Here is a 12,374-nt window from a genome sequence, read left to right as displayed (position 1 = left end):
TCCTTTTTTGGCTTACGATTTCATCTTTTCAGCTTTAGCGATAGCCTCATCAATATTTCCTACCATATAAAATGCATTTTCAGGTAGGTGATCATATTTACCTTCTAAAATACCTTTAAATCCAGCGATTGTCTCTTCTAGACTTACATATTTACCAGGACTACCTGTAAATACCTCTGCAACGAAGAATGGCTGAGATAGATATTTTTCAATTTTTCTAGCTCTATCGACAGTTAATTTATCTTCTTCGCTTAGCTCATCCATACCTAAAATCGCAATAATATCTTGCAAGTCTTTATATTTTTGTAATACTGCTTGAACGCCACGAGCAATTCTATAGTGTTCTTCACCTAAAATTTGTGGATCTAGCATTCTAGATGTTGAATCTAGTGGATCAACTGCTGGATAAATACCTTTTTCAGCAATGGCTCTATTAAGAACTGTAGTAGCATCAAGGTGAGCAAAAACAGTCGCAGGAGCTGGGTCAGTAAGGTCATCTGCAGGTACATAAACAGCTTGAACTGATGTGATAGAGCCTTTTTTAGTTGATGTAATTCTCTCTTGTAATTTACCCATTTCACTAGCAAGTGTAGGTTGATAACCAACCGCACTTGGAATACGTCCAAGAAGTGCTGACATTTCTGAACCTGATTGAGAGAATCTAAAAATATTATCAATAAACATAAGAACATCTAGTCCCATCTCATCACGAAAATACTCAGCCATTGTTAGACCAGTTAAAGCAATTCTGTTTCTTGCCCCTGGTGGCTCGTTCATTTGACCATAGCATAGGGCAACTTTATCTAAAACGCCCGATTCTTTCATTTCATTATAAAGGTCGTTACCTTCACGAGTTCTCTCACCAACACCAGCAAATACTGAGTAACCACTATGTTTGAATGCAACATTATGAATAAGTTCCATAATAATAACTGTTTTACCAACGCCAGCACCACCAAATAGACCTACCTTACCACCTTTTGCATATGGAGCTAGAAGGTCAACAACTTTAATACCAGTTTCAAAGATTTCACTTTTTGTGCTTTGCTCTTCAAATGGAGGCGGATCTCTATGGATAGACCATCTATTGTCAAATTTTTCTTCAGCACCTTCGTCTATTAAATCGCCTACAACATTAAAAATTCTACCAAGAACTTTTTCACCAACAGGTACACTAATAGGTGCGCCTAAAGCCGTAGCCTCTAGACCACGAGTTAGACCCTCACTCATATCCATAGCAATTGTTCTAACTCTATTATCTCCTAGATGTGCAGCAGTTTCTAATACCAGCTTATGCGTATTACCTTCAACAGTAAAATTTACTTCAATAGCTTCGTTAATTTTAGGTAAGTAGTCTTTGAAATCAACATCAACTACAGGACCCATAACTTGGCTAATTACACCTTTCATTATTACTCCTTATAAATTTACTTCATACTCTCAACGCCACTTATAATCTCTATAAGCTCTGTTGTGATACTCTCTTGTCTTGCTTTATTATAGGCAAGATTTAACTCTTTTACTCTAGCTTTAGCATTATTTGTTGCATTATCCATAGCCTGCATTCTAGCACTATGTTCAGCCGCCAAAGAGTCAATAAGAGCATAATACATACTATACTCAAAATACTTTCTCATAAGCTCATCGAGTATTCTCTCATCATGTTCTGGCTCAAAGTCCATAAGTGAACTATGCAATTGATTATCTTCAATCACTGGTGGTTCAACTGGAACTATGGTATTTACTCTTAGTTCTTGAGAAATCATATTTTTATAGCCATTATGAACTAAAATAACTTTATCAGTTACTCCAGCTACAAAATCAGCAATAGCTACTTTAATAACCTCTTGAGCTTTTTCATATGTAGGTGCTGAACTCACGCCACGGTAACTTTCTAAAATCTCAATACCTTGGAAATTGAAAAATTCAATACCTTTTTTACCCACAGCTCTTAAGCGAACTTTAACTTTTTTAGATTTAAACTCATCTATCATATTTCTTACAGCTTTAATAGTTGAGATATTAAAACCTCCACAAAGACCTTTATCAGCAGTAACAAAAATTATATCAACCTTTTCTACCTTAGCCTCTGTATCAAAAAATTTATTACCTTCGCCAACGATTTTAAACTTATTAATCTCATAAGCTATCTCGCTTAAGACCTCATTGATCTTTAGAGCATAAACACGAGAATGGCGAGCTGCCTCTTCTGCTTTTTTTAATTTCGCAGTAGAGACGAGCTTCATCGCCTTTGTAGTTTTTTGCGTGTTTTGTACGCTCTTGATCTTTCTTTTAATATCCTTTAAATTTGACATATTTTAGCCTTATTCAGCGCTAAATATTGCTTTAAATTCATTTAATGCTTTATCTAGTGCCTCTTCGATATCTTTATCAAGCGCTTTTTTGTTACGAATTTGTTCAAAAATATCTGGGTATTTAGCCTCGATATATGGATAAAGCTCAGCTTCAAATTTAGTAACAGCAGACACTGGAAGATCGTCTAAATATCCATTGCTTCCTGCAAAAATAATTACAACTTGATTTTCAACTGGAAGCGGGCTGTATGGTGGTTGTTTTAGAACTTCAACCATTCTTTGACCACGCTCTAATTGCTTACGGCTACTCTCATCTAGATCACTTGCAAATTGAGCAAATGCTTGTAATTCACGGTATTGAGCTAGGTCTAGTCTTAGAGTACCAGATACTTTTTTGATAGCTTTAATTTGTGCAGCACCTCCAACACGAGATACAGATAGACCGACATTAATTGCTGGACGGATACCTGAGTTAAATAGATCACTCTCAAGGAAAATTTGACCATCCGTAATAGAGATAACATTGGTTGGAATATAAGCTGAAACGTCGCCAGCTTGAGTTTCAATAATAGGCAATGCTGTTAAGCTTCCTGCTCCTAGTTTATCACTTAGCTTACTTGCTCTTTCAAGTAGTCTTGAGTGTAGATAGAATACATCACCTGGATAAGCTTCACGACCTGGTGGACGGCGAAGAATAAGTGACATTTCACGATATGCAACAGCATGTTTACTTAAATCATCATAAATAATAAGCGCATGACGAGAATTATCACGGAAATATTCACCCATTGTTACACCAGCATATGGTGCTAAATATTGTAAAGCAGCTGCATCGCTAGCACTTGCATTTACAACAATTGTATAGTCCATAGCGCCATATTCTTCAAGTTTTTTAACAACTTGGGCTACTGTTGATTGTTTTTGACCAATTGCTACATAAATACAAATTACATCTTGACCTTTTTGGTTGATAATTGTATCAGTTGCAACTGTAGTTTTACCAGTTTGACGGTCACCAATAATAAGCTCTCTTTGACCTCTACCAATTGGCACAAGAGCATCAATCGCCTTAATACCTGTTTGAAGTGGCTCATGAACAGATTTTCTAGCCATAATGCCTTTAGCTTTTTCTTCAATAAATCTAGTCTCAGTAGCATCAATTGTACCTTTACCATCAATTGGCTCTCCTAAGGCATTTACAACACGACCAATAAGTGCATCACCTACTGGAACTCTAAGAAGTCTACCAAGTCTTTTTACGCTACTTCCTTCTTTAATATCATTACAACCACCCAAAACAACAACACCAACGCTGCTCTCTTCTAGGTTTAGCGCCATACCTTTTTGACCATTTTCAAATTCAACCATCTCGCCAGCCATGACATTTTTAAGACCATAAACATTTGCCACGCCATCAGCGACTGATATAACCTTGCCAGTCTCTTCAATATTAACGCTAAGATCAAAGTTTTCTATGCGTTCTTTGATGATACTGCTAATCTCATCAGCTTTTAACTTAACACTCACGCTTTTACTCCTTATTAAATTACTTTTAATATATATTCGCTCATTTGAGCTTTTAATCTATCGATTGAAAAACTAACTTCAACACCTAAATCGTCAATCTCAATTTTAATGCCATTAAATTCGTTTTTTACAGTTTGAAATTCAATATTTACATCAAATTTATTAGAAAATTTCTGCTCCAACTCACTCTTTTGAGTTTCGCTTAACTCGATATTTCCAGAGATTAAACCTTTAAATTTACCATCTCTTAAAGCTTTTTGATATTCAAATTCTCTTGCAATTTCTGGAATTAAATGTAATCTACCTCTATGGCTTAAAAGCATTAAGAAATTAGCAAGTTTTTCATTTTTATTATCATTAACTAAAGTTAGCAAAAACTCAACTTTAGACTTCGCATCAATGATTGGCGAGTCTATTATGTAGTTAAATTTATCTAGGCCAAACGCAGCAGCTAACTTACTAATCTCGTCACTTACTCTATTAAATTCATCAGCGTCTAAAGCTAAAATTAGTGCTTTTACATATTTTTTGGCTACTATTTCTCTCATTTAGCTCACCTTTTTCATAATAAGATTAATAAGCTCATTTTGATCTATTTTCATAGCATCACTTGCAAATAGCTCATCTAAAACTTCGCTAACTACGGCTCTAACAAGCTTTCTTTCTTCAAAGTCTTTTTGTTCTTCATAACTTTTTTCTAAGATAGCAATCTCATTTTGAGTATCTTTTTCTATCTTAACTAACATGATTTCTATCTCTTTTTTAACAGCTTGAGTTAAGTCATTTGCAATAACTTTAGCATTTTCTACCTTTTTGGCAGCCTCTTCTTTTTTAGCATTTGAGGCTTTTAGCTTCTCTTGAATAGCGTTTAATCTATTTGCAATAGCGTTAATTCTGCCATGATATGCAGCTTTAACTGGCTTAGCTATTAAGTAGTAGAGTATAGCAAAGAATATAACAAAGTTAATCACCCTAGGAATGATATCATACTCACCGCTTCCACTACCAGCACCAAAAGCAAGCATTGGAGCTGCTAATAATAGGATAAATTTAATATTCATACAAATCTCCTACATTTTTGATAAAGAACCAGAAAGGGTACTTTTTAATTCTGGAATTTTAGCGGTTAAATTAGATTTTAACTCAGCTTTTCTATCGGCAAGTCCAGCCATAAAGCTGTCAAAATCAGCTTCTAAACTCTCTTTTTTGATAGCAACTTTAGTAGCTGCTCTCTCTTTAGCTTCACTTAAAGCAGCATGCTTTTTAGCTTGGGCTTCAGCTCTAGCATCACCTATGATCTTCTCTATTTGAGCTTCGTAATTTCCAGTATCGCTAGCATTTTTACTAACGCTCTCTTCATCATTTTTGATAGATTTATTTCTATCATCAATGAAACCAAGCAAAGGCTTGTAGAGAATGGAATTTAGCACAAAGATAAGCCCTAAAAAGATCACTAATGTAATCAGCAACAACGGCGGATCTATCTGTAGCATCGGTTCTCCTTATGTAATTTCATTAAACTAATCGAGTATTTTACAATATTAAAAAATAAATTCTACTGAATTTTTTGAATTATTTTTATCATATTATCGATTTTTTTACTATCATTTAAATTTAAAGTAATTTTTTGCCCGTTTATTTTACATTTTATTCCAAGTTCTTCAATTAAATCTTTAAGCAAATTTAAATTTTTTCTATCCTCAAAATCTATCCTTGGTCTGCTTTGATTGCTATTTTTAAGTCTTTTTACTAAATTTTCAGTATCTCTTACGCTAAGCTTTTGCCCCATTATACTATCAGCTACTAGTTTTTGATTATCTTTATTTAGACCAACCATAATCTTAGCATGACCTTGAGTAATTTTACCCTCATCTATTAACTCTTTAGTATGTTCATCAAGCCCTAAAAGTCTTAGAGTATTGGTTATTTGCGTTCTGCTTTTTTTAACAATAGACGCTAAAGCCTCTTGGGTAATTTTATATTCATTAATTAGCTCTTGATATGCATTTGCTAGTTCAATTGGGCTTAAATTCTCTCTTTGGATATTCTCAATTAGTGCTAATTCTCTTAAATTTTTATCGCCGATATTTGCGACGATTGCTTTGATTTTATCCTCTCCTAAAAGTTTAGTAGCCCTTAAACGCCTTTCGCCAGCAATTAGTGTAAAATTATCACCCTTTCTAATAACAATAATTGGCTGAATTAGCCCGTGACGCTCGATACTTTGACTAAGTTCTCTTAATGATTCATCGCTAAAATTTCGTCTAGGCTGAAACGGATTTGGCTCAATTCTATCAATTTCAATATCAGCTACTAACTCTTTGTGTAATTCCTTATTATATGCTTGCTCAACATCACCTAAGATGGAGTCTAATCCTCTACCAAGTGCCATATTACCCCATTATCGAGTGAGCTAATTTTTGATAGGCTAAAGAGCCACTAGATTTTATATCATATAAAATAACTGGCTTACCAAAGCTTGGACTCTCAGCTAATTTAACATTTCTAGGAATTATGACAAACCCATCTTCGCAGTTTTCAGCCTTAAATAGCTTATTACTAAAGTGTTTTTTCAAGTCAGCAACCGTCTCTTTAGAGAGATTATTTTGCGAACTATACATCGTAGGCAAGAATCCTTTGATAGCTAATTTTGGATTTGTTGTCTCTTTTATCACTTTTACAGTGTTAAAAATCTGTGCTAAACCCTCCATAGCATAAAACTCGCATTGAATCGGAATAATAACGCTATCACTAGCAGTTAGTGCATTAATTGTTAAAATTCCAAGTGTTGGTGGGCTATCGATTATTATATAATCATAGCTATCACGGATGGTTGCTAGCTTGCTTTTTAAAATATTTTTATAGTCACGATTTTGCTCGTTAAATTCCTGCTCAATACCAACTAGCCCAATATTTGATGGGGCAATATCAAGCATTTGCAGCTCTGTTTTTAATATTATTTCGCTGATATTTTTTCTACCAGTTAAAACATGATAGATATTAAATTCATAATCACTTCTTTTAAAGCCTAGCCCAGTCGTCGCATTAGCTTGCGGATCAATATCAAGTAGCAAAACTCTCTTCTCAGCCACAGCCAACGAAGCTGCTAAATTGACAGCTGTAGTAGTCTTTCCTACGCCACCTTTTTGGTTGGCAATGGTTATAACCTCACTCATCTTGCTGAATACACCCTTTTATTATTTATTATTATCGAGCCATCGCTTTGCAATGTAGCACCGCTTAGGCTCACTGGCTTCTCATCTATATGGACACAAAAATTCTTTGACAATCCAAATTCTATCAAATATTTGCTAAAAATTTGCTTCCATTGCGGCTTAGCATTTAAACTTTTAAAATACAAATCTAGTATAAAATCCCTACTAAGCTCTATATCTAGGCACTTAGCAAAGCTAGGAGCACTTTTTAAATTTAGCCCTATTCCACATACATATACGCTATTAATTTTTGTTGTAATGATACCTGCAATTTTATGCTCTCCTAGATAAATATCATTTGGCCATTTTAGCCATAATTTTGAGCCCTTTTCTCTAAGTGCCAAGACTAAAATATAGGCAAAATATATGCTTGCAGATACTGGCTCTAAGTCGCTTGGTAAATCCTTGGCATCTATTGCAAAGCTTAAGTATAAATTGCCTTTTGGGCTCTGCCAGTTATTTGCTCTACTTCCTATGCCATGACTTTGACAATCAGCCACTATAGCACACGGGGGATATTTTTTAAATGATTTTATATCTTCAATTAGTTTAGTTTGTGTCGATTGACACTCACAAATATACTCTATCTCCAACACCTAGCCTTTTGCCATTTAAATAACTTTTTGCATCAACTGATTTTTTACCAGCTGCTTGTAGTGTTTTTATTAAAATACTTCCATTATTTACACCAACTACAAAACCATTATCATTAATGGATAAAATTTCACCAATTCCACCATTTAAATTTGCTACTTCTATATCTAAAATTTTTATTCCATTTTTAGTAAAAATCCCTGGCCATCCATAATATGCTAAAAATTTTGTCCAAATTTGACTAGCACTATCAACACTAAAATCAACTAGACCATCATCTTTTTTTATCTTTTTACACTTTGAACTAAGAGCATCAAACTGCTTGATTGGATTGATATTTTCATACTCATTTAGTATTTTAATAGTCAAATTTGCAGCCATTATGCTTAACTTATCAAATAATTCATATGAGTTCATATTGGTAATATCAAGAATACTAAAGGCTAAAATATCACCGCTATCAAGCCCTTCATTCATTGCCATAGCTGTAACTCCGCTTAAACTATTTTTATCTAAAATAGCCGATTGTATAGGAGATGCGCCACGATATGCTGGCAAAATAGATGCATGCAAATTAACACATGGCGCAATATCTAAAATTTCACGCGGTAGAATCTGTCCATAAGCTGCTACTATAATAATATCAGGATTTAGTGATTTAATATGCTCTTTAACTCCGCTCTCTTTTAAAGATTTTGGCTGATAAACTATATCATTAAGTCCTAAATCTATGGCTAGTTTTTTTACATCTGGCGGGGTAAGAGCTTGGCTTCTACCTACTGGTTTATCAGGCTGAGTATAGATAGCAAGAATATTAAATTTAGCCTTATAAATCTCTTCTAAAATTTTACTAGCATAGCTTGGAGTTCCCATAAAAACTATATTTTTCATCTTTTACCTTTAAAAATTGTACCGCCAATTTGGTTTGAGTTTAACAAAAACTCTTTTGCTACACTAAGATCAAACCCGCTGGCTAAAAACATATCTTTGCCATTTTGCATTAAAAAATCAGCCGCTAATAGCTTTGTAGTAATTCCACCTGTGCCATGCTTTGAGCCTGTTTGCGAATTTTTAGTTAATTCAGATTGATCGATACTAGTTACTACTGATCTTATTGTAGCAGTTTTATCTAAACTTGGATCGGCTGTATAATAACCATCTATATCACTTAATATAACTAGTAAATCAGCATCAAAATAGTACGCCACCGCACTTGATAATCTATCATTATCCCCATAAACTATCTCGCTAATTCCTGTAGAATCATTCTCATTTATAATTGGTAGAATTTTATTTTCAAGCAAGCCATTAATTACATTTTTAGCATGATTAGTAATTTTTCTAGAGTCAAAATCACCTGCTGTAAGCAAAATTTGAGCTGCCATTTTACCATATTTTGATAAGGTATTAGAGTATATTTCCATCAAATATGGTTGTCCAAGACTAGATAAAATTTGCTTATTTATAACACTTGTTCTTGGTAGATCAAATTTGGCTTGACCAGCACTAATTGCTCCACTGCTAACTAAAATAACTTCAAATTTATTGCTTAAATCACTTAAAAATTTACAAAGATTGTCTATTCTACTTTGACTAATTGCATTCTCATCGCTTAAAACATGTGAGCCAACTTTTATAACTATGCGTTTCACTCTAGCCCTTTTTATAATTATTTAGGGCTAGAATTATATCTAAATTTATCTAAATTTATCACCTAATTTTAGGCTGTAGTATCATCTTTTAAAATCTCTAAAAGAGCGAATTTAAGCTCTTTTAAATTTTCTCCGCTAACGCTTGAAATTGGCATTACAAAATATGGAAGTGAAGTATCAATTTTATATCCACTTTGTTTTGTTTCAAAGCCAAATTTAGATATAAAATTTTGAACTTTTTTATCAATATCCTCAGCCACATCTGCCCTAGTAAGAGCAATGGCAAAACTTCGTTTAGCAAGTAAAGGTGAGAATTTTTCAACTTCAGATCTTAGAGTTTCAAACTGCTCTTCAAGGCTTCTATAGTTTGCTAAATCTATCATATATAGCAAAACTTTAGTTCTTTCGATATGTTTTAAAAACTTAATTCCAAGCCCTTTGCCATCACTAGCTCCTTCTATAATACCTGGAATATCAGCCATCACAAATCCATTGAATTGATCTACTTCAACCAATCCTAGCTTTGGTGTAAGCGTAGTAAATTCATAATTTGCAATTTGTGGTTTAGCATTTGATACAGCTGAGATTAAGGTAGATTTACCAACATTTGGAAAACCAACAAGACCAACATCGGCAATCAGCTTTAATTCAAGTCTAATATTCTTAGTCTCACCTGGAAGTCCTGGCTGAGCTTTTGAAGGTGCTTGATTTACGCTAGTTTTAAAATGAATATTGCCAAGACCGCCTTTGCCGCCAAGTAAAAATAACTCTTTTTGCCCCTCAGTTGTAAGGTCTAGTAGCAACTCTCCACTATCATTATCATACACAGCAGTTCCTGGCGGTACAATTAATTCAAGGTTCTCACCCTTTTTACCAGTCATATTTCTTGGAAGTCCTGGTACGCCATTTGCAGCTTTTAAAACTCTTTTACCTTTGTAGTTTGCTAAAGTATGCGTATTATTATCAACTATAAAATATACATCACCGCCATTTCCGCCATCACCGCCATCTGGCCCACCTAGAGGAACATGCTTTTCACGGCGAAAACTAGCACAGCCTGGCCCACCTTTGCCACTACTTACAGTAAAATTTACACTATCTATAAACATTTTGGATATCCTTTATCTAAAGGCTATTTAAAGAATAAATTAATTAAAGAGAAAGCCCCGTTACGGAGCTTAAATTATGCAGCTGGATAGACAGAAACTTTTTTTCTATCTTTATCTTTTCTTTCGAATTTCACAAAACCATCAACCAAAGCAAATATAGTATGATCTTTTCCCATACCTACATTGTTGCCTGGGTGAGTTGCTGTTCCTCTTTGGCGGATTATGATATTTCCGGCTCTTACGAACTCGCCACCGAATTTTTTAACACCTAAGCGGCGACCTATACTATCACGGTTATTTTGGGTTGAACCCTGACCTTTCTTGTGTGCCATACCTTACTCTCCTTAGGCTTTTATGCTTGTAACTTTTACACGAGTGTATTCTCTTCTAAAACCGCGTTTTAATTTTGAATCTTTTCTTCTGCGTTTTTTGTAGATAACAACTTTTTTGTCTTTACCTTCTCGTATAACTTCTAAAATAACTTTTGCACCACTCACAAACGGCGCACCTACCTTTAAACTGCCATCATTAACTGCTAAAACCTCAGTGATTTCAACAATTGATTTTGCTTCGGCTTCAAAATGATCTAAATTTAGGAAGTCGCCTTCGCTAACTTTATACTGTTTTGAGCCATGTTTGATAATCGCATACATCAAACTATCCTTTAAAATTTGGTAAGACCAAAAAGCACTCTTAAATAAAAATTTATTAAAGAGATTTATGGAGCTATTTTGGATATTAAGGCGTGATTATACTAAATTTATTATAAATTTTGACTAAATTTGGTGTGAAATTTGAATTTAGCCTACCGAGTTGGTAGGCTTTGAGATTATAGCTCTGGTTTTGGAGTAGCTTCTGTGCTTGCTGGGAATTGTGGATATACAACTTTTGGTTTTTCGCCTGTTAGAGCATTTAAGAAGTTAATAATGCTTTTTGCTTCAGCATCGCTGATTTCGATACCTAATTGGACACTTCCCATCTCTTTTACAGCTTCATCAAGTTTCCATATAGCACCATTGTGGAAGTATGGAGCAGTCTCTGCTATATTTCTTAGAGTTGGAGTTTTGACCATACCATTTGCATCACCTTTAAAGTCGCCAATATTAGCAAATTTATATTTACCTGCTACTTCAAATGCTTGCATAGATCCACCTAGATTTACACCTGTGTGGCAAGTAACACAACCTTTGTCAATGAAAGTTTGTAGGCCTTGTTTTTCAGCTTTGTTTAGAGCTTTTAAGTCACCATTCATAAATTTATCAAATTTAGATGGAGTAAGAAGTGTTCTTTCGAAACTTGCGATCGCATCGGCGATATTATCAAATGTAATACCATCTTTATATATTTTTTTAAATTCAGCCTGATACTCTGGAAGTGAGCTTATTCTTTCTACAGCTAATTTAGCTGGAGTAGCCATCTCTGGTTCAGCTTCGATTGGGCCTTTGGCTTGATCTACTAAAGTCATAGCACGACCATCCCAAAATTGTGTTGTGTTTAACACTGAGTTATAGACTGTTGGGCTATTTAGATGGTGTGGATTTACCGTCCATTTATGACCCACAGCAGCAGCGATACCATCAGTTCCGCCTAGACCTAGGTTGTGGCAGGTATTACAGCTGATTATACCGCTTTTTGATAATCTTGGCTCAAAATATAGTTTTTTACCGAGTTCGGCTTTTGCTTTTGTAAATTTATTTGGTTTTACGCCTATCTCTTTTAGCAACTCATCTACTTGAGCTTGTGTAGTTGGAAGTGCTTTTAAACCAGCATCTTTAGCAGCTTTTAAAAGATCAGCATCACTAGCAGCAAATAAAGATGTAGCAACTAATACAGAACTTAAAAGTAATCTACTTTTCACAATGAAACTCCTTACAAAATTTGGTTTGCGATTAGAAATATAATAATTGAAAGTAAATAAAAAATAGCGAATTTAAGCTAAAAATACTCTTTAAGTATTAATTA

The 12,374-nt window shown here is 34.3% G+C and carries 15 protein-coding genes; all 15 read right to left on the bottom strand.

What is annotated here, in order from left to right:
• Positions 1–12 precede the first annotated feature (12 nt).
• Positions 13–1,410 carry a F0F1 ATP synthase subunit beta gene (atpD, locus tag CIGNP85_RS00235; RefSeq protein ID WP_086225056.1) on the bottom strand — a complete coding sequence of 466 codons (1,398 nt, stop codon included), beginning with the start codon at positions 1,408–1,410 and terminating at the stop codon, positions 13–15.
• Between the two features lie 17 nt (positions 1,411–1,427).
• Positions 1,428–2,315 carry an ATP synthase F1 subunit gamma gene (atpG, locus tag CIGNP85_RS00230; protein WP_086228447.1) on the bottom strand — a complete coding sequence of 296 codons (888 nt, stop codon included), beginning with the start codon at positions 2,313–2,315 and terminating at the stop codon, positions 1,428–1,430.
• A 9-nt stretch (positions 2,316–2,324) separates the two neighbouring features.
• Positions 2,325–3,842 (bottom strand): F0F1 ATP synthase subunit alpha, encoded by a 1,518-nt coding sequence (gene atpA, locus CIGNP85_RS00225; protein WP_086225054.1) that lies wholly within the window; start codon positions 3,840–3,842, stop codon positions 2,325–2,327.
• 14 nt (positions 3,843–3,856) lie between these two features.
• On the bottom strand, positions 3,857–4,390 hold the full coding sequence (locus tag CIGNP85_RS00220; RefSeq protein ID WP_086232552.1) for a F0F1 ATP synthase subunit delta: 534 nt from the start codon (positions 4,388–4,390) through the stop codon (positions 3,857–3,859).
• Positions 4,391–4,903, bottom strand: a complete 513-nt coding sequence (locus CIGNP85_RS00215) for a F0F1 ATP synthase subunit B (RefSeq protein ID WP_086225052.1) — start codon at positions 4,901–4,903, stop codon at positions 4,391–4,393. It abuts the gene before it with no gap.
• Positions 4,904–4,912: 9 nt separating this feature from the next.
• The gene (locus tag CIGNP85_RS00210; RefSeq protein ID WP_086286632.1) at positions 4,913–5,335 is read right to left on the bottom strand and encodes a FoF1 ATP synthase subunit B'; all 423 of its coding nucleotides are present in this window, start codon (positions 5,333–5,335) and stop codon (positions 4,913–4,915) included.
• A gap of 62 nt (positions 5,336–5,397) precedes the next feature.
• A complete protein-coding gene (locus CIGNP85_RS00205) occupies positions 5,398–6,234 on the bottom strand; it encodes a ParB/RepB/Spo0J family partition protein (RefSeq protein ID WP_086225050.1) in 837 nt (278 codons plus the stop codon).
• Between the two features lies 1 nt (position 6,235).
• Positions 6,236–7,018: a ParA family protein gene (locus CIGNP85_RS00200; RefSeq protein WP_086225049.1), complete on the bottom strand. Its 783-nt coding sequence runs from the start codon at positions 7,016–7,018 to the stop codon at positions 6,236–6,238.
• Entirely contained in the window at positions 7,015–7,653 is a 639-nt protein-coding gene (locus tag CIGNP85_RS00195) for a biotin--[acetyl-CoA-carboxylase] ligase (protein ID WP_236845535.1), read from the bottom strand. Before CIGNP85_RS00195 ends, CIGNP85_RS00200 begins: the two co-directional genes overlap by 4 nt.
• A complete protein-coding gene (fmt, locus tag CIGNP85_RS00190) occupies positions 7,628–8,542 on the bottom strand; it encodes a methionyl-tRNA formyltransferase (protein WP_086286631.1) in 915 nt (304 codons plus the stop codon). Before fmt ends, CIGNP85_RS00195 begins: the two co-directional genes overlap by 26 nt.
• Complete coding sequence (gene proB / locus CIGNP85_RS00185; protein WP_086229704.1) at positions 8,539–9,303, bottom strand: glutamate 5-kinase; 765 nt, start codon at positions 9,301–9,303, stop codon at positions 8,539–8,541. The genes fmt and proB overlap by 4 nt, the downstream gene beginning before the upstream one ends.
• Positions 9,304–9,371: 68 nt before the next feature.
• Entirely contained in the window at positions 9,372–10,412 is a 1,041-nt protein-coding gene (gene obgE, locus CIGNP85_RS00180; protein ID WP_086226798.1) for a GTPase ObgE, read from the bottom strand.
• 74 nt (positions 10,413–10,486) lie between these two features.
• Positions 10,487–10,744 (bottom strand): 50S ribosomal protein L27, encoded by a 258-nt coding sequence (gene rpmA, locus CIGNP85_RS00175; RefSeq protein WP_038455086.1) that lies wholly within the window; start codon positions 10,742–10,744, stop codon positions 10,487–10,489.
• Between the two features lie 12 nt (positions 10,745–10,756).
• A complete protein-coding gene (gene rplU / locus CIGNP85_RS00170; RefSeq protein WP_086286630.1) occupies positions 10,757–11,065 on the bottom strand; it encodes a 50S ribosomal protein L21 in 309 nt (102 codons plus the stop codon).
• A 176-nt stretch (positions 11,066–11,241) separates the two neighbouring features.
• The gene (locus CIGNP85_RS00165; protein ID WP_442861927.1) at positions 11,242–12,309 is read right to left on the bottom strand and encodes a cytochrome-c peroxidase; all 1,068 of its coding nucleotides are present in this window, start codon (positions 12,307–12,309) and stop codon (positions 11,242–11,244) included.
• Positions 12,310–12,374 lie beyond the last annotated feature (65 nt).

This window comes from Campylobacter sp. P0085, from assembly GCF_002139495.1.
GTDB classification, from domain to species: Bacteria; Campylobacterota; Campylobacteria; order Campylobacterales; family Campylobacteraceae; genus Campylobacter; species Campylobacter devanensis.
Note: the sequence above shows the minus strand (reverse complement) of the source record. Positions and strands in the feature narration are given on the sequence as shown.

Coding starts and splice junctions, on each gene's coding strand:
- CIGNP85_RS00210 (WP_086286632.1), bottom strand. CDS start 5,335: ATGCTACAGATAGATCCGCCGTTGTTGCTGATTACATTAGTGATCTTT.
- CIGNP85_RS00220 (WP_086232552.1), bottom strand. CDS start 4,390: ATGAGAGAAATAGTAGCCAAAAAATATGTAAAAGCACTAATTTTAGCT.
- rpmA (WP_038455086.1), bottom strand. CDS start 10,744: ATGGCACACAAGAAAGGTCAGGGTTCAACCCAAAATAACCGTGATAGT.
- rplU (WP_086286630.1), bottom strand. CDS start 11,065: ATGTATGCGATTATCAAACATGGCTCAAAACAGTATAAAGTTAGCGAA.
- atpD (WP_086225056.1), bottom strand. CDS start 1,410: ATGAAAGGTGTAATTAGCCAAGTTATGGGTCCTGTAGTTGATGTTGAT.
- obgE (WP_086226798.1), bottom strand. CDS start 10,412: ATGTTTATAGATAGTGTAAATTTTACTGTAAGTAGTGGCAAAGGTGGG.
- CIGNP85_RS00200 (WP_086225049.1), bottom strand. CDS start 7,018: ATGAGTGAGGTTATAACCATTGCCAACCAAAAAGGTGGCGTAGGAAAG.
- atpG (WP_086228447.1), bottom strand. CDS start 2,315: ATGTCAAATTTAAAGGATATTAAAAGAAAGATCAAGAGCGTACAAAAC.
- CIGNP85_RS00205 (WP_086225050.1), bottom strand. CDS start 6,234: ATGGCACTTGGTAGAGGATTAGACTCCATCTTAGGTGATGTTGAGCAA.
- fmt (WP_086286631.1), bottom strand. CDS start 8,542: ATGAAAAATATAGTTTTTATGGGAACTCCAAGCTATGCTAGTAAAATT.
- CIGNP85_RS00215 (WP_086225052.1), bottom strand. CDS start 4,903: ATGAATATTAAATTTATCCTATTATTAGCAGCTCCAATGCTTGCTTTT.